The sequence below is a fragment of the Micromonospora sp. genome, from assembly GCF_048594385.1.
Taxonomy (GTDB): Bacteria; Actinomycetota; Actinomycetes; order Mycobacteriales; family Micromonosporaceae; genus Micromonospora; species Micromonospora wenchangensis.
In genome coordinates this window covers 1-19,285 of sequence record NZ_JBMDWU010000413.1, presented here as the reverse complement: position 1 = coordinate 19,285, position 19,285 = coordinate 1, and the positions used below count along the sequence as shown (strand labels likewise).

Genomic DNA, 19,285 nt, shown 5'->3' with positions numbered 1-19,285 from the left:
ACGAAAGGAGCCGGACCCGTGGCCCTCACCACGGTGCCCGGCCGGACCGGCACGCCGAAGGACTGGCGGGGTACGTATTCCTCTCGCCCTGGCTCATCGGACTGATGGGCGTCACGGCGATCCCCATGCTGCTCTCGCTCTGGCTGAGCTTCACCAACTACGACATCCTCACCCCGCTGTCCGAGGTGCAGTGGGTGGGCCTGGCCAACTACGAGCGGATGTTCACCGACGACCCGTCGTACTGGCACGCGGTGCGGGTGACGGTGACCTTCGCCCTGGTGGCGGTGCCGCTGAAGCTGGCCGCCGCCCTCGGGGTGGCGCTGCTGCTCAACAAGGCGTGGCGGGGGGTGGGCCTGTTCCGGGCGCTGTTCTACCTGCCGTCCCTGCTCGGCGGCAGCGTCGCGCTGGCCATCGTCTGGGTCAACATGTTCAACCGGGACGGCGCGTTCAACTCGTTCCTCGCGCTGTTCGGCATCGAGGGGCTGCCCTGGGTCAGCGACCCGGACTGGGCGTTGCAGACCCTGATGGTGCTGGCCATCTGGCAGTTCGGCGCGCCCATGGTGATCTTCCTGGCCGGGTTGAAGCAGGTCCCCACCGAGCTGTACGAGGCCGCCTCCGTCGACGGTGCCGGCCGGTTCCGCCAGTTCTGGCACGTCACCCTGCCGATGCTCTCCCCGGTCATCTTCTTCAACCTGGTGCTGGAGACCATCAACGGGTTCCAGGGCTTCACCGCCGCCTTCGTGCTCAGCAACGGCACCGGCGGACCGGTCGACTCCACCCTGATGTACACGCTGAAGCTCTACATCTCCGGCTTCACCGACCTGGAGATGGGCTACGCCTCCGCGATGGCCTGGGTCTTCCTGCTCGCGATCGGCCTGATCACCGTGGTCTTCTTCAGCACCGGGCGGTTCTGGGTGCACTACTCCGACGGGGAGAAGTGATGGTGGCGGTGACCTCGACGACGCGACGGCCGGGCCGGCGGCAGGGCGGCCGGCAGGCCGTGCGCCTGCTGGTGCTGATCGTGATCGTGGCGGTGGTGCTCTACCCGCTGCTGTGGATGGTGGGCACCTCGGTCAAGTCGCAGGAAGAGATCGTCAACAACATCGGCCTGCTGCCCGAGCGCTTCACCCCGGGCAACTACACCGCCGGCTGGGGCAACTTCGACCTCAGCTTCGGCACGTTCTTCCTCAACAGCGCCATGGTCAGCCTGTTGACCGTGGTCGGCAACGCGGTCTCCTGCCTGCTCGCCGCGTACGCCCTGGCCCGGTTGCGGTTCCGGCTGCGGGGCGTCTGGTTCGCCGTCATGATCGGCACCCTGCTGCTCCCCGGCCACGTGCTGATCGTGCCCCAGTACATCCTGTTCCGCAGCCTCGGCCTGGTCGGCGGGGACTGGCCCTACCTGCCGCTGCTCATCCCGCAGTTCCTGGCCACCGAGGCGTTCTTCGTGTTCCTCATGGTGCAGTTCATGCGGGGCATCCCGCGCGAACTCGACGAGGCCGCCAAGATCGACGGGGCCAGCCCGTACGGCATCTTCCGGCACGTCATCCTGCCGCTGAGCCGCCCGGCGCTGGTCACCACCGCGATCTTCTCGTTCATCTGGACCTGGAACGACTTCTTCCGGCAACTGGTCTTCCTGTCCAGCCTGGACGACTACACCGTGCCGGTGGCGCTGACCCTGTTCATCGACTCCACCAGCCAGAGCGCGGTCGGCCCGATGTTCGCCATGTCGGTGCTGTCGCTGCTGCCGGTGTTCCTGTTCTTCCTGGCCTTCCAGCGGATGCTGGTCGAGGGCATCAACACCAGCGGGTTGAAGGGATGACCGCCGTACCGGTGGCGGAGCCGGCCGACCCGCCCGCCCGCCGGGACTGGCGGGACACCCTGCGCGACGCCACCGACCTGGCGCTGCTCGGGTTCGCGGTGACGCTGGCCGCGCTGCCGGTGCTCACCCTCGCCCCGGCACTGGCCACCGCCAGCGCCGCCGTGCACGACCGGCTGACCCTCGGCGGTTGGCCGGACCTGCGCACCACGCTGTCCCGGTTCGGTCGGGCCCTGCCCGCCGGGCTGGTCGCCAGCGCCGTCGGGCTGGCCGTCGCCGTCGCGCTCGGCGTCGACCTGGTCGCGCTGGCCAGCGGCCGGGTGCCCGGTGGCGGCGTCGCGCTGGCCGGCACCGCCGTGGTCACCGCCGCCCTGGCCGGGTACGCCGGGCTGACCGTGGTGGCGATCGGTCGTACCGGCGGACGGGGCTTCCGGGCGGCGGCCCGGGTCGCCGCCCGGACCGGCCTGGCCCGGCCGGGGACCTGGGCGGCGGCCGGCGGGGTCTGCGCGGTGGCCGGGGTGTTGGGGATACTGGTCACCCCGGTGGCGGTGCCGATCCTGGCCGGCTACGCGCTGGCCGCCCTGCACGCGGTCGCCGCCCGCCGGCCCACCGCCCGGATGGAGGCACCGTGACCGGTCACCCCCAGTCCGTTCCGGCCGGCCCCGGCCCGGCCCCGACCCACGCCGCCCCGGAACCGGCCGACGACGATCCCCGGCTGCGCCTCGGCGACGTCGAGGTGGCCCGGTACGTGCTGCGCCCCGACCTGGACCCGAAGCACGGCCGCCGGCCCTACCTGCACCCGGTCCGGACCCTGGCCGGCACCCCGGTCACCGACGCCCTGCCCGCCGACCACGTCTGGCACCTCGGGGCGTCGCTGGCCGTGCAGGACGTCGACGGCACCAACCTGTGGGGCGGCCGGACGTACGTCCGGGACACCGGCTACACCTGGCGCGACGACCACGGCGTGATCGCGCACACGCACTGGCGGGAGCGCGCGCCGGACCGGCTGGCACACGCGTTGCAGTGGCGCGACCGGGCCGGCGGGGTGCTGCTCACCGAGCACCGCCGGCTCGCCGCGAGCCCGGTGACCCCGGACACCTGGGCGCTCGACGTCGACTACACCCTCACCGCCCCGGCCGGGCGTGACGTCCACCTGGGCAGCCCGGCCACCAACGGGCGGCCCGGCGGGGCCGGCTACGGCGGCTTCTTCTGGCGGGCCGTCGCCGACGGTGAGCCGGTGACGTTCACCGCCGACGCCGACGGCGAGCAGGCCGCCAACGGTAGCGCCGCCCGCTGGGTCGCGCTCACCGCGGTCGCGCCGGGCGGTGGGGCGTACACCCTGGTCTTCACCGGACTGGGGCTCGGCGACCGGTGGTTCGTGCGGACGGCGATGTATCCGGGGGTCTGCGTGGCCTTCGCCTTCGACCGGCCGGCCGTGGTGTCCGCCGGTGGCCGGCGCACCGGCCGGCACCGGGTGCTGGTCGCCGACGGGGTACGCGACCGGGCCGGCGTCACCGCGCTGCTCGCCGCCGCGGAGCCACAGTGACCGCCGCCGCCCCGACCGGCGGGGCCGGGCCCGGCCCGGAGGTGGTCACCGTCGGCGAGTCGATGGTGGTGCTCGGCCCCGACCCGACCGGTCCGCTGGACCGGGCCGACCGGTTGGGCGTCTCGGTCGGCGGCGCGGAATCCAACGTGGCGTGCGCGCTCGCCGCCCTCGGCCACCGGACGGCCTGGGTCAGCCGGGTCGGCGACGACCCGTTCGGCCGGCGGGTCCGGCGGCACGTCGCCGCCACCGGGGTGGACACCGGCCTGGTCACCGTCGACCCGACCGCGCCGACCGGCGTCTACCTCAAGGACCCGACGCCCGACGGCACGACCGTGCACTACTACCGGTCCGGGTCCGCGGCCTCCCGCCTGCACCCGGGGGTGCTCGACGAGCCGGCGCTGGCCGGGGCGCGGCTGCTGCACCTGTCCGGGGTGACCGCCGCCCTCTCGCCGTCCTGCGCGGCCCTGGTCCGCCGGGCGGTCACCGACCGGCCGCTACCCGCCGCCCGGGTCACCTTCGACGTCAACCACCGGGCCCGGCTCTGGTCGGCGGCGACCGCCGCGCCGGTGCTGCGCGGGCTCGCCGACGCCGCCGACGTGGTCCTGGTCGGCCTCGACGAGGCGCACACCCTGTGGGGCGTCACCGAGCCGACCGCCGTCCGCGACCTGCTGCCCGGCCCGGAACTGGTGGTGGTCAAGGACGCCGCCGTCGGGGTCACCGCGCTGCCCCGCGGCGCGGCGGCCGTCTTCGTGCCGGCGCTGCGGGTGCCGGTGCACGAGCCGGTCGGGGCCGGTGACGCCTTCGCCGCCGGTCTCCTGTCGGGGCTGCTGCGCGGCCTCGACCTGGACCGCTGTCTGCGGCTCGGGCACCTCTGCGCGGCCCCCGCCCTGACCGTCGCCGGGGACACCGCCCCGCCGCCGCGGCGGGCGTTGGCCGATCGGCTCCTCGCGCTGCCGGCGCAGGACTGGGCGAGCCTGGACCTGGTCGACGCCGGCCTGCTCCCCACCCCCGCCACCGGAAGGAACGGTCGATGACCGCGCACGACTTCGCACCCCTGTTCGGCACCGCACGGGTGATGGTGATCCTGCGGGACCTGCCGCCGACGGAGACCGTCCGGCTCGCCGAACGGGCCTGGAACCTCGGCATCGACGTGGTCGAGGTGCCGATCCGTACCCCGGACGCCACGCTGTCCCTGCGGGCGGCGGTGGAGGCCGGCAAGGACCGGGGCCGCCGGGTCGGGGCCGGCACGGTGCGCACCCCCGCCCAGGTACGGCAGGCCGCCAGCGCCGGCGCGGCGTTCACCGTCGCCCCCGGGCTGGACCTGGCGGTGGCCGACGCGGCGGTCAGCTACGGCATCCCGCACCTGCCCGGGGTGGCCACCCCCACCGAGGCGCAGCTCGCGCTCGACCACGGGCTGATCTGGCTCAAGGCGTTCCCGGCGGCCAGCCTCGGTCCACAGTGGTTCAAGGCGATGGCCGGTCCGCTGCCGGAACTGCGGTTCGTGGCGACCGGGGGGATCGACGCGGGCAACGCCGCCGACTTCCTCGCCGCCGGGGTGCGGGTGGTGGCGGTGGGTTCGGCGCTGTCCGACCCCCGGCAGATCGACCGGCTCGCCGAGCTGGCGACGACCCCCGCCTGAACCGGTGCCGACCCCGCCCACCCACCCGCCGTGCTGCCGGCCCGGTGCGGGCGGATCAGGCCGGGGCGGGGCCGAGGCTGTCCCGGACGACCAGGGTGGCCGGCAGCACCTCGACCCGGGACCGGTCGGCGGGCGGGCCCAGCGCCAGGGTCATCGCCCGTGCGCCCAGCTCCACCAGGGGCAGCCGGACGGTGGTCAGCGCCGGGGTGACGTCGGCGGCGACCGGCATGTCGTCGAAGCCGACCACCGACACCTGCCCGGGGACCGGCACGCCCCGGGCGCGCAGCAGGGTCAGCGCGCCGACGGCCATCGAGTCGTTCAACGCCACCAGCGCGGTCAGTCCGGGAAAGGCGTCGAGCAGGTCACCGGCGGCGCGGGCACCCCCGTCGCGGTCGAAGTCGGCGTACCTGACGCGTTCGGCGGGCAGCGGGTGGCCGCCCTCGGCGAGCGCGGCGCGCAGCCCGTCGAGCCGGTCGGTGATGGTGGTCAGCACCTGCGGGCCGGCGACCACCCCGATCCGGGTGTGCCCCCGGCGCAGCAGTTCCGCGCCGAGCAGCCGGCCGCCGTCGGTGTTGGCCGGCATCACCGCGTCGCCGGGGTGTTCGTGCCGGCCGACCACCGCCACCCGGCCGCCGGTCGCCTCGTAGGCGGCCAGCTTCTCGGCGAGCCGGGCGGTGAAGGTGGCGTCGTGGTAGCCGGAGCCGGCCAGCACGATCGCGGCGACCTGCTGGGCGCGCAGCAGCTCCACGTATTCCAGTTCGCGTTCCGGGTCGCGGTAGCTGTTGCAGATGATGACCAGCCGGCCGTGGTCGGTGGCGACCCGTTGCAGACCCCGGGTCAGCTCGGCGAAGTACGGGTCGGAGACGTCGTGCACCACCACGCCGACCACGCTGCGTTGCGGCCGGGCCAGCAGCTGGGCGTGCGCGTTGGGCACGTACCGCAGGTCGGCGACGGCCCGCAGCACCCGTTCGCGCAGCTCGTCGGCGACCGGCTTGCTGCTGCCGTTGATCACCCGGGAGGCGGTGGCGGGGGAGACCCCGGCGCGGCGGGCGACATCGGCCAGCGTCGCCATGGGCACCCCCGAAAGTGTCCGGGCCCGGTCGGGGCCGCACGGTAGCGGACAGGTTACCGCAACGGGCGACGGCGGCCTCTTGCCCGTGGTGGAGCTGCCACCTAGGCTGCTAGGAAAGCGCTTACCTATGCGATGTGCAAAGGGGAAGGACGACCATGACCCGAAGGTCGATCGGCATCATCGTCAACGGCGTCACCGGTCGGATGGGCTACCGCCAGCACCTGGTCCGCTCCCTGCTCGCCCTGCGTGAGCAGGGTGGCCTGGCGCTGGACGACGGCACCCGGATCTGGCCCGAGCCGATCCTGGTGGGCCGGGACGAGACCCGGCTGCGGGCGGTCGCGGAACGGCACGGCCTCACCGACTGGACCACCGACCTCACCGCCGCCCTCGCCCGCGACGACGCGGAGATCTACTTCGACGCCCAGGTGACCCAGCAGCGGGAGAAGGCCATCCGGCAGGCCATCGACGCCGGCAAGCACATCTACACCGAGAAGCCGCTCGCCGAGTCCAGCGCCGGTGCGTGGGAGCTGGTCCGCGCCGCCGACGCCGCCGGCATCCGCACCGGCGTCGTGAAGGACAAACTCTTCCTCCCCGGGCTGCGCAAGCTCACGCGGCTGATCGACGGCGGGTTCTTCGGCCGCATCCTCTCCGTCCGGGGCGAGTTCGGCTACTGGGTCTTCGAGGGCGACTGGCAGCCCGCCCAGCGTCCGTCCTGGAACTACCGCGCCGAGGACGGCGGCGGCCTCGTGATGGACATGGTCCCGCACTGGCAGTACGTGCTGGAGGAGCTGTTCGCCCCGGTCCGGGCGGTCACCTGCGTCGCCGCCACCCACGTCCCGCAGCGCGTCGACGAGGCCGGCCGGCCCTACCCGGCCACCGCCGACGACGCCGCGTACGGCATCTTCGAACTCGACGGCGGGATCATCGCCGCGCTCAACTCGTCCTGGACCACCCGGGTGCACCGCGACGAACTGGTCGAGTTCCACGTCGACGGCACCGAGGGCAGCGCCGTCGCCGGGCTGCGCCGCTGCCGGGTCCAGCACCGGGCGGTCACCCCCAAACCGGTGTGGAACCCGGACCTGCCCGCCACCGAGGACTTCCGGGCGCAGTGGACCGAGGTGCCCGACAACGAGGAGTTCGACAACGGCTTCAAGGTGCAGTGGGAGGCGTTCCTGCGGCACGTCGTCACCGGTTCCCCGTTCACCTGGGACTTCCTGGCCGGCGCACGCGGCGTGCAACTGGCCGAGCTGGGGCTGCGCTCGGCCCGGGAGGGCCGCCGGGTCGAGGTGCCGGAGCTGTCCCGGTGACCGCCGTCGTCCGGCTGCCCGACGGCGGCACGCACCGGCTGCGCGGGGGCGCGGGCCACGAGCGCCCCGCCGGCCCGTCGACCACCCGGACGGCGTACGCGGCGGCGCACGTCGTCGCCGACCCGTGCGCGGAGAACGTCCCGGGCGCCCCGGCCGCCGTCGACTGGGACACCACCCTCGCCTTCCGGCGGCACCTCTGGTCGTACGGGCTGGGGGTGGCCGAGGCGATGGACACCGCCCAGCGCGGCGCGGGCCTGGACTACCCGGCCACCCGGGAACTGGTCCGGCGCAGCGCCGCCGAGGCCCGCGCGGTCGGCGGCCGGATCGTCGCCGGGGTCGCCACCGACCAGCTCCCACCCGGCCCGGCCACGGTGCCCGAGGTGACCCGGGCGTACGCCGAACAGCTCGCCGACGTCACCGCCGCCGGCGCCCGCCCGGTGCTGATGTGCAGCCGGCACCTGGCCGCCGCCGCCACCGGCCCCGACGACTACCTGCGGGTGTACGACGAACTGCTCACCGCCGCCGACCAGCCGGTGGTGCTGCACTGGCTCGGTGACATGTTCGACCCGGCGCTGGCCGGCTACTGGGGCTCGACCGACCTGGACGAGGCCACCGAGACGGTGCTGCACCTGATCAAACAGCACCAGGGGAAGGTCGACGGGATCAAGGTGTCCCTGCTCGACGCCGACCGGGAGATCGCGTTGCGCCGCCGCCTGCCCGCCGGGGTACGCCTCTACACCGGCGACGACTTCCACTACCCGGAACTGATCCGGGGCGACGGACAGGGCCACTCCGACGCCCTGCTCGGGGTCTTCGCGGCCATCGCGCCGGCCGCCGCCGCCGCGCTGTCCGCCCTCGACGCCGGTGACCTGGACCGTTACGACGCGGTGTTCGCCCCGACCCTGCCGCTGGCCCGGCACCTGTTCGCCGCGCCCACCTGGTTCTACAAGACCGGCATCGTGGTCCTCGCCTGGCTGGCCGGGCACCAGGAGCACTTCACCATGCTGGCCGGGCAGCAGTCCGGCCGTTCCCCGGCCCACCTGGCCCGGCTGCTCGTCCTCGCCGACGCCGCCGGGCTGCTGCCCGACGCGGAGCTGGCCGCCGCGCGGGCCCGGGCGTACCTCACCGTGGCCGGGGTGGCCCAGTGACCGGGGTGGTGCCGGCACCGGGGCTGGAACGGTTCTCGTTCAACCAGGCCACCGCCCAGCACTGGCCGCTTCAGGCGGCCGTCGCCGGCTGCGCTGCGGCCGGGGTGCCCGGCATCGGCCTGTGGCGGGAACCCGTCCAGGAGTACGGGCTCGACCGGGCGGCCCGGCTGGTCCGCGCCGCCGGGCTGACCGTCACCTCACTGTGCCGGGGCGGGTTCTTCACCACCCCCGACTGGTGGGACGAGAACCGGCGGGCCATCGAGGAGGCGGCCACCCTCGGCACCCGGGAACTGGTGCTGGTCTCCGGTGGACTCCCACCGGGCAGCCGCGACGTCGACGGGGCCCGCCGTCAGGTCGCCGACGCCGTCGCCGCGCTCGCCGACGAGGCCACGGCCGCCGGGGTACGCCTCGCCATCGAACCGCTGCACCCGATGTTCAGCGCCGACCGGTGCGTGATCGCCACCCTCGGCCAGGCGCTCGACATCGCCGAACGGTTCGACCCCGCCGTGGTCGGCGTGGTGGTGGACACCTACCACGTCTGGTGGGACGACACGGTGTATACGCAGATCGCCCGCGCCGGCGACCGGATCGCCGCGTTCCAGGCGGCGGACTGGGTGACCCCGCTCCCGGAGGGGGCGCTGCTCGGCCGGGCGCTGCCCGGTGAGGGCTGTGTGGAGCTGCGCCGGCTGCGCGAGGCGGTCGACGCCGCCGGGTACACCGGGCCGGTCGAGGTCGAGGTGTTCCAGGCGGCGCTCTGGTCCCGCCCCGGCCCGGACATCCTCGCCGCCACCATCGACGCCTACCGGGGGCACGTGTCCTGAGCCTGGTGGGTGCAGGCACGGCGGTACCGGTCGGTGGCACATCGTCTCCCACCCCGCCGCACCCCAGCGGTGCGACCAGCCACCCCGCCGCCCGCCACCGTGCCGCCCGCTGGTCCGGCGAACCGTGCCGGCGGCCGGGCGGCCGGCGGAGTCACCGGACGGTGGCGGTGGCGCGGACGGCCTTGACGATGGCGGGGACGGAGCCGACCAGCAGGACCAGGCCCCAGACGAGGGCCACGACGGCGAAGACCAGCGCGCCGACGTCGTCGAGGATGCTGACCAGGATCACCGGGACCAGCCGGTGCAGGAACTCCAGCACCACCGTGCAGACCAGGGTGGTCAGCGCCAGCAGGACGAGCCCCTTGTTCTGCAGGAACCGGGGCTGGGCGAGCAGCAGCAGCCCGGCCCAGACCAGCTTCAACGCCAGCACCAGGCCGAGCAGCAGGCTGGCCTCGCCGACCGGGAAGAAACCCCACAGCGCCAGGTAGGCCAACGTGCCGAAGGGCACGGCCAGGAAGAGCGACACCATCACCGTCAGTTCCACGAAGACGGTCACCAGCAGCACCAGCGACGCCAGGATCAGCAGGACGGCGAAGACCAGGGTGGCCACCCCCTGCACCCGGCCCTGCACCCGCTCGGAGAGCAGCAGGCTCAGGCAGAACAGGCCGGTGCTCCAGAGCGCCACCACGTCGACCAGCGCCAGGTAACCGGTGCCCCGACCGGACGGCTCGCTGATCCGTCCCACCTCGCCGACGTCCACGCCCAGGTCCCGGGCACCGGCCAGCAGCGCCCCGCCCGCGTCGCCACCGCCGGTCAGCAGCGACGAGCCCAGTTCCAGCGCCACCACCAGCGCCACCGCCAGCAGCGCCAACAGCAGGAACGGCTTGCGCAGCTCACCCATGCCGGGTCACCTCCCGGACCGGTGTCACCGCGACCCGGGGCACCGACCGACGCCCGGTCACGAGGTGGCGATGGTGACGGTGCACCCGACACCTCCCGGGCAGCCCAGGCCGACCTCGGTGGCCCGGTCGACGGCGATCGTCGCGACGGCGTCGCCCCCGTCGGCGGGTGTGACGTCGTCGCGTACGGTCAGGTCGGCGTCGCCGGGCGCGGGGGCGGTGACCGCGAAGGCCACCCGGCTGCGCAGCACCAGGGTGCGCAGCCCGCCGGGATCGTCCACCCGCAGCACGCAGCCGCCGACGAAGGAGAGCACGTCCCCGGTACGGTCGCAGTCCGCCCGCACCGTCGCCGGGTCCACGGCGGTGCCGTCGCCACCGAGCCGGCCCAGCCACCCCAGCGCGCCGGCGTCGGCCGGGTCACCGCGACCGGCGCGGCCCATCCCGAGCGCGCCGACGAACGCGGCGACCAGCAGCACGGCGACCGCCACCAGCAGCAGCTTCCGCCGGCCGCTCACGGCCGGCCCGTCGACGCGGGCAGCTCGGTGAACCGGACCAGGTCCACCCCGGCGAAGTACCGCTCGGTGCCCTGGGTCCGGCCGACCGTGACCAGGGTGAGGGTGTGCGCGCCCCGACCGAGCCGTACCGTGCCGACGTCCTCGACGTCACGCAGCGCCGGCTGCTTCGAGAAGCCGAGGAAGGTGCCGCCCACCTGCACCCCGTCGACCTGCCAGATGGTGTTGGCGTAGTCCGGCGCGGTGGTGCGGGACGCGGCGAACGACCAGGTGGCGTCCGCCGGCAGGGTGACGGTGAGGCTGACCCGGTCACCCACCGCCAGCCCCTGCAGGAACAGTTGCCGGCCACCGGAGAAGGCCAGCCCGCAGCAGTCCGGCTGTTCCACCACCTTCACCGCGGCACCCGCCGGTGACTCCGTCCTCGCCCCGGTGAGCAGGGACTCCGCCTCCACCGTGACCACCCGGGCGGCGGCCGGTGGCGGGGCGGCGTCGGGGCGGCTGAGCAGATAACCGACCACCGCGCCGACCAGCACCACCAGCGCCACCGCCGCCGCGATCCACGGCCACGGGGCCCGCCGGGGCGGGGCGACCCCGGTGACCTCGTACGTCACCCGGCCGCTGGCGCGGGAACTCTCCTCCGGCGCGGTGTTCGCCGAGTAGGCGAAGCCGGTCATGTCGTACCGCCGGGGTGGGGTGCCGGCCGGCACCGCCAGCCGGACCAGGAACGACACGGAGTTCTGCCCCGGCACCACCCGCTGCGGCTCGGCCACCGTGAACCAGGCCCGTTGGCTGCCCTCGCCCGGCGCGACGTCGAAGACCACGGTATCCGGCGCGCCGCCGGGGTTGGAGACGGTGAAGGTCAGCTCGCCCCGGTTGGCCGGGTCGAGGGTGAACTGCTCGGCGGCGGCGACGACGGCCCATTCGGTGGTCATGACGGCTCCTCAGGCGACGGTCCGGGCGGGGGAAGGGGGCCCGGGGCGGGCACGGTGGCGCGGCCGACCGCCGGCCCGTACGACACCGGCCCACCGTCGGCGGGACGGTCCCCGGCGGGTGGGGCGTCGACGAGGACGACCTCGGCGGTCACCGCCGCCGGTTTCTCCGCAGCGACGATCCGGGTCACCACGGTCAGCAGCCCGGCCGCCGCCTGCGGCACCCGGACGACCAGGTGGAACGGCCGGTCGGCCGGCTCGTCGAGGACGAACCCGGTGACCCCGGTGGCCAGTTCCAGCGCGGTCCGCATCCCGTACGGAGTGCCCCGCCAGCGGGCCAGCAGCGCGCCGTGCGCGACCAGGTCGCGCAGCCGGCCCACGGGCAGCGGCGGCGGGGCGTCCGGCCGGGGCGGGCCGAGCACGTGGTCCATCGCCACCCAGCGGGTCAGGTAGCCGGCGAACCCGGCCGGCGTGCGGTACGGGTCGAACAGCACGTCCACGTCGGCGAGCAGCGCCTCGTCCGGGGCGTGCAGCGTCTCCATCACGTCCAGCAGCGCGGCCAGGACGCTGCCCGGCCCGGCGGCCCGCTGGTAGGCCGCCGGCAGCAGCCGTTCAATCGCGGCCCGGCGCATCGTGGCCCACCACCTCGATGTCGTGCTCGCCGGAGCAGAGCAGCCAGGTGTCGGGGACGGTTACCACGTCGGCGGTGGCCTGGTTGGCGCTGGCCGTCCAGTCGACGGCGTCGCCGCTGCGGTACACCCCGCGTTCGCCGCCGGCCAGGATCAGCCGGCCGTTCCCGCCCGTCCCGGCGATCGCGTCCACCGGCACGAACCGGGTCCGGTCCCGCAGCGGCAGGCCGCAGTTGACCACCACCGGCTGCCACTGCGGCTGCGCGGCCAGGGTGTCGAGGCGGACCACCCCGCCGCTCTGCGTGGCGGCCACCGCCAGGGTGCCGACGAAGGCGAGGTCCCGGCAGGTCCCGCCGACCCAGCCGGCCTGCACCTGCTGCCACTTCACGTCGGACTCGAACAGCCGGGTACGGTGGCAGCCCTGCCCCGGTTTCTTCGGGTCCGGTTCACCCGCGCCCGCCCAGAGCAGCGTGGCCGGGCCGTCGTACTGCACGGCGAGGACCCGGTTGTCCACGTTGGCCAGGCCGACGTGGGTGAAGCTGCCGGGGCGGCCACCGGCGGTGGACAGGTACACCCCGAAACCCGCCTGCGCCGCGACCGCCACCCCCGGCGCACCGCGCTCCGAGACGAACGACCGGACGGCGTAGAAGCCCCGGTCGGCGTCGGCCGGGTCGACCAGGATCTGCAACGGCACCGCCCCGGGCAGCAGGGACACCTCGTACAGGCCGGTGTCGGTGGCCAGCAGCAGCGCGCCCGCGCCGTCCCGGTCGATCCAGGCCAGGTCGGTGATCCGCGAGTCCAGGCCGGTCAGCGCCGCCCAGGTCTCGCCGAGGTCGGTGCTCAGGTGCACCCGGGAGCCGCCCGCCGCCCGGGTGGTCACCACCGCCACCGCGCCGGGGCGGGCCAGCACGCCGGGACGCACCGGGGCCGGGGCGGGGGCGACCCGCACCACCGTCTCGTCGTCGTCGAACCGGCCCGCCGGTTCCCAGCCCACCCCCGCGTTGGACGAGCGGAACAGCACCGGGCCCCGACCGGCGTACCAGGTGCCGGGCTGGTACTGGTCGACGGCGACGGCGCGGACCTGCGCGTCGGGGGCCTCGTCCACCACGAACCGGACCGACTCGACGTAGCGCACCCCCGGCTCGGCGTGCTCCAGCATCCGGTACACGTTGGACGCGCGCAGCGGCTCGCCGAACGCCCAGCCGGTCGGGTTCAGCGTGGTGGGCAGCGGGCTGAGCGTCTGGTGCAGCCGGTCGTGGATGCGCCGCCGGACCGCCTCGACGTCCTCCTCCGGCCGGACCACCACCCGGGCCCGGATCGACACCGCCTTGTACCGGGCCCAGCCGGCCCGGCAGCTCGTGCCCAACGCCCGCCGTCGGTCCAGGTCCGCCTCCACCCGGCGGCGGGACTCCGCCACCTCGTGCGCGCGCAGCACCGCCACCGGCAGCCGGCCACCCGGGCGGGCCTCCGGCGGCACGTACGGCACCAGCACCACCTCGACCTCGCCGGGGCGGGCGAAACTGTAGACGGCGGCCCGGGTGAACGCCCGCGCCCGGGACACCCCGCCGGAGCCGGCGGCGAGGATCTCGAAGTCCCGGGCGGTGACCGCCCGCTGCTGGGCGAAGAACTCGTACGGGCCCCGCACCAGCGCCGAGTCGAGGCTTTCCAGCTCCCGTCCGCCACCTGCCGGTTGCGGGTTCTCCGCCCGGACCCCGGGCAGCGGGTCCCGCAGGGTGGTCAGGGTGCCGGCGGCGACGTTGCCGGCCCGGCCACCGCCGGCCCGGTACCACAGTCGCACCCGGGCCCCGGCCGGCGGCACCGCCGCGACGGTGACCGGCCCGCCGCCCGCCAGCGCGCCGGCCGGTCCCACGTCGGCCGGTCCCGGGCCGGGCGGGTCGGCGTCGGGCGGGCGCAGGTCCAGCGCCGGGGCGAAGGTGACCAGCCCCGAGCAGCGGTCCACCAGGTAGACCTTGGCCTGCGGGCCGACCCCGGCGAAGCTGTCCACCGGCCGCCACACCTCGTACGTCGCGCCCTCGTGTTCCCGGGCCACCGCGCCCAGCTCCACCGACCCGGCCGGCACCTCCACCCCGAGCAGCAGGTCCCGTGCCTCGGCGGTACGCGCCAACGGTGCCCGGGCGGCCCGCAGCGCCTGCCCCGGCTGGCCGGTGCCGACGCCCAGCAGCTCCGCCTCGACCGGTTCACAGTGGTGCATCCGGACGGTCACCTCGTCGGCGTCCGCCGGCAGCAGCGCCGGTTCGGTGGTGACGAAGACGACGGGTCTCGGGTCGACGCCCCGGGCCGCCGCGACCCGGGTGCCCGCCGGGATCCGCACCGCCGCCCGGTCACCGCCGGTCCGGACGAACCGCACGTCGGCCCAGGCCGCCGTCGGGGCGTGCCGGGTGACCCCGAGCAGGTTCAGGAACTGCACGTACGCCTTCTCCGGCAACTGGTTCAGCCGGAAGATCATCACCTCGGTGAGGTGCGCGAACGCCTCCAGCAGGACGATGCCCGGATCGTGCGCGGACAGGTCGGTCCAGCCGGGGCAGGACTGCCGGATGCGTTCCCGGGCCTCGGTGACCAGATCGAGGAAGGTGCGGTCGTCGAGGTGCGGCACGGGCAGCGTCATGACCGGTCCCCCTCGACCCGGCCACCGGTCGACCGACCGGCGGCCCGTTGCGCGGGCGGGTCGGCGTCGGCGGGGAGCAGGTCGACGGAGAGGACCAGCTGACCGGGGGAGAGGCTGGCCCGTACCCGGTAGTCCAACCGGATCACCAGCCGCCACGGGTCGTCCGGATCGGGGCCGGCGTCCACGTCGATCACCTCGATCCGGGGCTCCCACCGGCGGATCGCCTGCCGCACGTAGTGGATGGCCAGCCCGGCGGTGGTGTCGTCGTTCGGCGCGAACACCAGCCGGTGCAGCCGGGAGCCGTACCCGGGGCGCATCAGCCGCTCACCCGGCGTGGTGGACAGCAGCAGGTACAACGCCTGGCGTACCGTCTCGTCGCCGTCGGTCACGGCGAGCCCGCCGGTCGCGGTCGTCGCCAGGCCCCCGGCGCGGCCGGCGTCGAAGCCGGCCCCGACGAACCGCAACGCCCTCATCGGTCCGCCTCCACCAGGCGCTGCCGGGCGTCGTGCACGGTGTGCCGGACCATGTTCGGCGGGGTGCCGTCGGTGAACCCGGCCAGGTGCGACAGGACGATCCGGTGCCCGTCGACCCGCAGCCAGTCGCTGTAGCCCACCCGCACCGCGAGGGTCTTCGCGCACGGTTTGACCGTCGGCCCGTAGTTGGGGCAGGCCACGATGTCCCGCCCCACCGGGTCGTCGTCGACCAGCACCGGCGTCCCGGCGACGGTCAGCCAGCCCTGCGACGCCCGGTTGGTGACCCGGCCGTCGTGGTCGCAGGCGATCAGGGAGTCGAGGGTGATCCAGCGCATCAGGCACCTCCGGAGTGGGCGCGGGCGAGCGTGCCGGCCTGCCGGCGGGCGGTCGCCTCGTCCTCGGTCGCGTCGGCGTGCAGGAAGTCGACGCTGCGGGCCCGCACCACCAGCGCCCGGCCCGGCGCGGACAGCACCAGGTCGGTCGCGGCGTGCAGGGTGGTCAGCTCGGGGGTCAGCTCCAGGAAACTGCCGGCGTCGGTGGCCAGCCGCAGCGTCCGCGCCGCGTCGTCGACCACGATGGTCTGACCGCTGCCGGTCCGCACCGACCAGCGGCCCGCGCGCCCGTCGGCCACCCCCGCGTCGTACGGGGTGACGGTGCCGAACAGCGAACCCAGCACCACCCCGGCGACCGGGTCACCGCCCGGCAGGGCCAGCAGCACCGTGTCGTCCGGGTCGGGCAGCGCCACGATGCCCTTGTCCCGGCCCGCCCCCGGGCAGAGCACCGCCAGCCAGCCGGCGTCCAGGTCGCCGTACCCGGGCAGCCGCACCCGGACCCGGCCGAGCCGCTCCGGGTCATCGACGGCGGTGACCACCCCGAGGGTGACCACCGCCCCGCCGGCCGCGACGCGCGGCGGGGAGGGCGGCGGGGCGGTGGCGAACCGGGTGAGGTGGCCGCTGGCGTCGACGGTGTGCACCACCTCGGTGAGGACGTACACCCCGGCCAGATCCTCCGTCACCCCGGCCACCGCGACCCGGCGGCCGGGACGCAACGCCGGGTCACCCTCGGCGACGCCCTCGGCGGTGACCAGCGCGGCCACCCGGTCGTCCAGGCCGGCCTGGGCGAGCGCGGCCAACTCGTCGTCGCCGCGTCCCGGCTGGTCCAGCACGGTCCGCACGCCGTCCGCGCCGACCGCCGCCGGGTCCGGACGCAACGGCACCCGCCGGCCGCTGCGCGCGGCGTCCACCCGATGGCCGAGCGGCTCGGCCCGCTGCGGATGCCAGCCCAGCGCGGCGCTGCCCCCGGCGGCCCGGTCCAGGTTGGCGGCCAACCGCACCGAGTGCAGCGTCCGGCCCAGGGTCAGCGGCACCGGCTCCCCGTGACCGTCCAACGTGACCAGCCGTACCCGGTCACCCTCGACGGCCAGGTGCAGGCCGGCCCGGCCGGCCACCTCCCGCAGCAGCTCCAGGTCGCTGTGCCGGTGCTGGAGCAACCGGTCCAGCCGGGGCCCGTCGACCTCGGCGTCGACGCCGAGCCCCACCGCGCCGCACAGCTCCCGGGCCAGGTCGGCGGCGGTGACCGCCTCGAAGACCCGGAGCTGCTGCCGCTTGCGCAGCCGGTGCAGCAGGTCGTAGCCGAGCCAGCGGAACAGGGCGGTGCCGTCGGCGGCGTACTCCACCTCGACGCAGGTGACCTCACCGGTGAACAGCAGGTCGTCGCCGAGCCGGACGTCGAGCGTCGCGCCGGTCGGCACCGCCGGGCCGGGACCGGGACCCCGCGCCCCCGGGCCCGGATCGGCTTCGTGCACCACCTCGCACTGGGTCGGCTGGTCGAGGCGGGCCGCCACCCGGACCGACCGGATCCGCCGGTCCGCCGCCCCGCCCAGCGGCACGCCGTCGAGGAACACCGACGGGTGGGCACTCACCGCACACCCCCGCCGGCCTGCTCCGGGCCGGTCCCGCCCACGCCTTCCACCGGGGACGCCCCGGCGGGCTGCGGCGGCACGGTGGGCGGGGGCACCGCGAGGGCGGTGCCGGCCGGCACGGCGAACGGGTCGGTGATCCGGTTGTGCTCGGCGAGCAGCCGCCAGCGCAGCGGCGAGCCGAGCGCGTCGTGGGCGAGCAGGTCGAACCGGACCCCGGAGTAGCCGGGCGTGGCCGCACCGTCCCCGGCCGCCACCACCGCCTGCCCCGGGGGCGTCCCGGGCGCGGTGGCGGCGGCCAACTCCTCGGCGAAGCCCTGCTGCGCCTCGTCGGCCGACTCGGCCACCCGCAACAGCTTCATCCGCAGCCACGAGCGGCGGGGCGAGCCGGTGCGGGTGAACACGTCGAACCGTTCGGCGACGGCCACCACCACGCCGGGCACGTTCCACGTCTTGCCCCAGACCAGCCGGACCAGCGGCGGACGCTGCCAGCCGTGCGCCACGGCGGAGTTCTCGGCCAGCATCCACAGCGGCCGGGTGAGGGTGCGCACGTCCCCGGGCCGGTTCGGCCCCTCCACCAGGTCGGTGTCGAAGAGCAGGTCCAGCACCAGTTCGGTACGCCCGCCACCGGTGAAGGCCAGCGGGTCGTCGGCCAGCCCGATCCCGGTGAGCCGACCCTCGGCGCTGCCCCGCGGTCGTACCCCGGCGACCCGGGTGACCTGCACGGTCTGCGGATTGAGCAGGCAGTCGACGCGGACGCCGGACTCGTCGACCAGGAAGGCGACCCGTTCCATCAGTACCCCCGCTGTTCGGCGTCGAGCCGGGCGTACCGGGCGTCGTCGCGGGCGGTGCCCGTCGGCCCTCGCCACGCCCCGTCGTCGGGCAGCGCCGGCCACGGGTCGGCCCCCACCGGTCCCGACCCGTGCGCTCCGGCCGCTCCCGCCCCGGTCGGGCCGGCGTCGGGCAGCGTCGGCCACGGGTCGCCGGCCGAGGGCGGGTCGTCGTGCGGCCAGCGGGTCACGGTGGTCCGCCGGGCGTCGGTGCCGGCCGCCGACGCTGCGTCGGACGCCCTCCCTCCGGTGCGGCGACCAGCGGCCGGGCGTCGACCGGAGCTGGTGCCGGCATCCGTCAGGCCGTCCGGTGGGACCGGACGGCCGGGGGCGTGGTGGTCCGGCCAGGCCGGTGGCGGTAACTCGGACGCCCGGTACCGCGCGCCGGCCGGCGGGTGCGTGCGCGGATCCCGGCCGGCGTCGGGAGGCGGCCAGTGCCCTGCCCCGCTGCGGAGATCAGGTGCCCCTGCCCCGGATGCGGCTCCCCGCTCCGGGTCACGTCCCGTCCCCGCCCTCGGGCCGGTCTCCACCGCCTGCTCCGGGTGGACCCCCGTCGTCGGGTCCGCACCGGTTCCCGTGACCAGTTCCGCACCGCCTTCCGTCGCGGGCTCCGGGCCGGTTCCCGCCGTCGGGGGGCGGGGTGGGGTGGTCCGTCGCCGGCCCGATCGCAGCAGCCACCCGAGCCCGGCACCTGCCGTCCACCCCGGACCGGGACGCGCCGCCACCGGAGCAGACGGTGCTCCCGGGCCGGGCCGGTCAACCGTCGCCGGGCCCGGGCGGTGGGGCGTCGACTGGTCGGCACCGTGCGCCGAAGGCGGGTGCGGGTGGTGCGCCGACGCCTGGTCGGGGCCGTGCGCCGAGGGCGGGTGTGCCGTCATCGGCTCCGGGGCGTGCGCCCGTGTCGGGTGTGCGGGGCGACCGGCCGACGCGGAGGTCGCGGTGACGTCGGACGGGCCGGCGGGTCGGGGGAGGTGGGTGCCGGTCACCGGGTCCGGCACCGGCGACGACCCCCACGGCCCGGTGGGCGGGGTGGGGGCGGGCGGTGGCACCTCGACGGGTGGGGGCGCGGGATGCCGGTCGGCGGTGTGGGCACCGGGGCCGGGCGGGTAGGCCGGGGACT

The 19,285-nt window shown here is 75.7% G+C and carries 20 protein-coding genes; 9 read left to right on the top strand and 11 right to left on the bottom strand.

Annotation, left to right across the window (positions count from 1 at the left end; genetic code table 11):
- Positions 1–62: 62 nt before the first annotated feature.
- The 6 genes from ACOJTC_RS22150 to ACOJTC_RS22125 are packed head-to-tail and all read left to right on the top strand — an operon-like array spanning position 63 to position 5,001.
- Positions 63–941 (top strand): carbohydrate ABC transporter permease, encoded by an 879-nt coding sequence (locus ACOJTC_RS22150; RefSeq protein WP_420118323.1) that lies wholly within the window; start codon positions 63–65, stop codon positions 939–941.
- Positions 941–1,819 carry a carbohydrate ABC transporter permease gene (locus tag ACOJTC_RS22145; protein ID WP_420118315.1) on the top strand — a complete coding sequence of 293 codons (879 nt, stop codon included), beginning with the start codon at positions 941–943 and terminating at the stop codon, positions 1,817–1,819. The genes ACOJTC_RS22150 and ACOJTC_RS22145 overlap by 1 nt, the downstream gene beginning before the upstream one ends.
- Positions 1,816–2,448 carry a hypothetical protein gene (locus tag ACOJTC_RS22140; RefSeq protein ID WP_420118314.1) on the top strand — a complete coding sequence of 211 codons (633 nt, stop codon included), beginning with the start codon at positions 1,816–1,818 and terminating at the stop codon, positions 2,446–2,448. Before ACOJTC_RS22145 ends, ACOJTC_RS22140 begins: the two co-directional genes overlap by 4 nt.
- On the top strand, positions 2,445–3,362 hold the full coding sequence (locus ACOJTC_RS22135; protein WP_420118313.1) for a PmoA family protein: 918 nt from the start codon (positions 2,445–2,447) through the stop codon (positions 3,360–3,362). The genes ACOJTC_RS22140 and ACOJTC_RS22135 overlap by 4 nt, the downstream gene beginning before the upstream one ends.
- Positions 3,359–4,396 (top strand): sugar kinase, encoded by a 1,038-nt coding sequence (locus ACOJTC_RS22130; RefSeq protein ID WP_420118312.1) that lies wholly within the window; start codon positions 3,359–3,361, stop codon positions 4,394–4,396. The genes ACOJTC_RS22135 and ACOJTC_RS22130 overlap by 4 nt, the downstream gene beginning before the upstream one ends.
- Positions 4,393–5,001, top strand: a complete 609-nt coding sequence (locus ACOJTC_RS22125; protein ID WP_357930049.1) for a bifunctional 4-hydroxy-2-oxoglutarate aldolase/2-dehydro-3-deoxy-phosphogluconate aldolase — start codon at positions 4,393–4,395, stop codon at positions 4,999–5,001. Before ACOJTC_RS22130 ends, ACOJTC_RS22125 begins: the two co-directional genes overlap by 4 nt.
- A gap of 55 nt (positions 5,002–5,056) precedes the next feature.
- On the opposite strand, the gene ACOJTC_RS22120 is transcribed toward ACOJTC_RS22125, so the two are convergent.
- Positions 5,057–6,073 carry a LacI family DNA-binding transcriptional regulator gene (locus ACOJTC_RS22120; protein ID WP_420118322.1) on the bottom strand — a complete coding sequence of 339 codons (1,017 nt, stop codon included), beginning with the start codon at positions 6,071–6,073 and terminating at the stop codon, positions 5,057–5,059.
- 155 nt (positions 6,074–6,228) lie between these two features.
- Here ACOJTC_RS22120 and ACOJTC_RS22115 point away from each other — a divergent pair, with 155 nt between their 5' ends.
- The 3 genes from ACOJTC_RS22115 to ACOJTC_RS22105 are packed head-to-tail and all read left to right on the top strand — an operon-like array spanning position 6,229 to position 9,349.
- The gene (locus ACOJTC_RS22115; RefSeq protein ID WP_420118311.1) at positions 6,229–7,380 is read left to right on the top strand and encodes a Gfo/Idh/MocA family protein; all 1,152 of its coding nucleotides are present in this window, start codon (positions 6,229–6,231) and stop codon (positions 7,378–7,380) included.
- Positions 7,377–8,528, top strand: a complete 1,152-nt coding sequence (locus ACOJTC_RS22110) for a dihydrodipicolinate synthase family protein (protein WP_420118310.1) — start codon at positions 7,377–7,379, stop codon at positions 8,526–8,528. The genes ACOJTC_RS22115 and ACOJTC_RS22110 overlap by 4 nt, the downstream gene beginning before the upstream one ends.
- Positions 8,525–9,349 (top strand): sugar phosphate isomerase/epimerase family protein, encoded by an 825-nt coding sequence (locus tag ACOJTC_RS22105; RefSeq protein ID WP_420118309.1) that lies wholly within the window; start codon positions 8,525–8,527, stop codon positions 9,347–9,349. The genes ACOJTC_RS22110 and ACOJTC_RS22105 overlap by 4 nt, the downstream gene beginning before the upstream one ends.
- Before the next feature lie 151 nt (positions 9,350–9,500).
- On the opposite strand, the gene ACOJTC_RS22100 is transcribed toward ACOJTC_RS22105, so the two are convergent.
- The 10 genes from ACOJTC_RS22100 to ACOJTC_RS22055 are packed head-to-tail and all read right to left on the bottom strand — an operon-like array spanning position 9,501 to position 18,356.
- Positions 9,501–10,250 carry a hypothetical protein gene (locus ACOJTC_RS22100; protein ID WP_420118308.1) on the bottom strand — a complete coding sequence of 250 codons (750 nt, stop codon included), beginning with the start codon at positions 10,248–10,250 and terminating at the stop codon, positions 9,501–9,503.
- Positions 10,251–10,307: 57 nt separating this feature from the next.
- Positions 10,308–10,763, bottom strand: coding sequence for a hypothetical protein (locus ACOJTC_RS22095; RefSeq protein ID WP_420118307.1), 456 nt, complete (start codon positions 10,761–10,763; stop codon positions 10,308–10,310).
- Complete coding sequence (locus ACOJTC_RS22090) at positions 10,760–11,692, bottom strand: hypothetical protein (RefSeq protein ID WP_420118306.1); 933 nt, start codon at positions 11,690–11,692, stop codon at positions 10,760–10,762. Before ACOJTC_RS22090 ends, ACOJTC_RS22095 begins: the two co-directional genes overlap by 4 nt.
- Positions 11,689–12,321 carry a phage tail protein gene (locus ACOJTC_RS22085; RefSeq protein ID WP_420118305.1) on the bottom strand — a complete coding sequence of 211 codons (633 nt, stop codon included), beginning with the start codon at positions 12,319–12,321 and terminating at the stop codon, positions 11,689–11,691. The genes ACOJTC_RS22090 and ACOJTC_RS22085 overlap by 4 nt, the downstream gene beginning before the upstream one ends.
- Positions 12,302–14,944: a putative baseplate assembly protein gene (locus tag ACOJTC_RS22080; RefSeq protein WP_420118304.1), complete on the bottom strand. Its 2,643-nt coding sequence runs from the start codon at positions 14,942–14,944 to the stop codon at positions 12,302–12,304. The genes ACOJTC_RS22085 and ACOJTC_RS22080 overlap by 20 nt, the downstream gene beginning before the upstream one ends.
- A complete protein-coding gene (locus ACOJTC_RS22075) occupies positions 14,941–15,417 on the bottom strand; it encodes a GPW/gp25 family protein (RefSeq protein ID WP_420118303.1) in 477 nt (158 codons plus the stop codon). Before ACOJTC_RS22075 ends, ACOJTC_RS22080 begins: the two co-directional genes overlap by 4 nt.
- A complete protein-coding gene (locus tag ACOJTC_RS22070) occupies positions 15,414–15,752 on the bottom strand; it encodes a hypothetical protein (RefSeq protein ID WP_420118302.1) in 339 nt (112 codons plus the stop codon). The genes ACOJTC_RS22075 and ACOJTC_RS22070 overlap by 4 nt, the downstream gene beginning before the upstream one ends.
- The gene (locus ACOJTC_RS22065) at positions 15,752–17,338 is read right to left on the bottom strand and encodes a phage baseplate assembly protein V (RefSeq protein ID WP_420118301.1); all 1,587 of its coding nucleotides are present in this window, start codon (positions 17,336–17,338) and stop codon (positions 15,752–15,754) included. The genes ACOJTC_RS22070 and ACOJTC_RS22065 overlap by 1 nt, the downstream gene beginning before the upstream one ends.
- Positions 17,335–18,129 carry a hypothetical protein gene (locus tag ACOJTC_RS22060; RefSeq protein WP_420118300.1) on the bottom strand — a complete coding sequence of 265 codons (795 nt, stop codon included), beginning with the start codon at positions 18,127–18,129 and terminating at the stop codon, positions 17,335–17,337. The genes ACOJTC_RS22065 and ACOJTC_RS22060 overlap by 4 nt, the downstream gene beginning before the upstream one ends.
- Positions 18,129–18,356, bottom strand: coding sequence for a hypothetical protein (locus ACOJTC_RS22055; RefSeq protein ID WP_420118299.1), 228 nt, complete (start codon positions 18,354–18,356; stop codon positions 18,129–18,131). Before ACOJTC_RS22055 ends, ACOJTC_RS22060 begins: the two co-directional genes overlap by 1 nt.
- Positions 18,357–19,285: the final 929 nt, after the last annotated feature.

Coding starts and splice junctions, on each gene's coding strand:
- ACOJTC_RS22145 (WP_420118315.1), top strand. CDS start 941: ATGGTGGCGGTGACCTCGACGACGCGACGGCCGGGCCGGCGGCAGGGC.
- ACOJTC_RS22140 (WP_420118314.1), top strand. CDS start 1,816: ATGACCGCCGTACCGGTGGCGGAGCCGGCCGACCCGCCCGCCCGCCGG.
- ACOJTC_RS22125 (WP_357930049.1), top strand. CDS start 4,393: ATGACCGCGCACGACTTCGCACCCCTGTTCGGCACCGCACGGGTGATG.
- ACOJTC_RS22120 (WP_420118322.1), bottom strand. CDS start 6,073: ATGGCGACGCTGGCCGATGTCGCCCGCCGCGCCGGGGTCTCCCCCGCC.
- ACOJTC_RS22115 (WP_420118311.1), top strand. CDS start 6,229: ATGACCCGAAGGTCGATCGGCATCATCGTCAACGGCGTCACCGGTCGG.
- ACOJTC_RS22100 (WP_420118308.1), bottom strand. CDS start 10,250: ATGGGTGAGCTGCGCAAGCCGTTCCTGCTGTTGGCGCTGCTGGCGGTG.
- ACOJTC_RS22090 (WP_420118306.1), bottom strand. CDS start 11,692: ATGACCACCGAATGGGCCGTCGTCGCCGCCGCCGAGCAGTTCACCCTC.
- ACOJTC_RS22085 (WP_420118305.1), bottom strand. CDS start 12,321: ATGCGCCGGGCCGCGATTGAACGGCTGCTGCCGGCGGCCTACCAGCGG.
- ACOJTC_RS22080 (WP_420118304.1), bottom strand. CDS start 14,944: ATGACGCTGCCCGTGCCGCACCTCGACGACCGCACCTTCCTCGATCTG.
- ACOJTC_RS22075 (WP_420118303.1), bottom strand. CDS start 15,417: ATGAGGGCGTTGCGGTTCGTCGGGGCCGGCTTCGACGCCGGCCGCGCC.
- ACOJTC_RS22070 (WP_420118302.1), bottom strand. CDS start 15,752: ATGCGCTGGATCACCCTCGACTCCCTGATCGCCTGCGACCACGACGGC.
- ACOJTC_RS22060 (WP_420118300.1), bottom strand. CDS start 18,129: ATGGAACGGGTCGCCTTCCTGGTCGACGAGTCCGGCGTCCGCGTCGAC.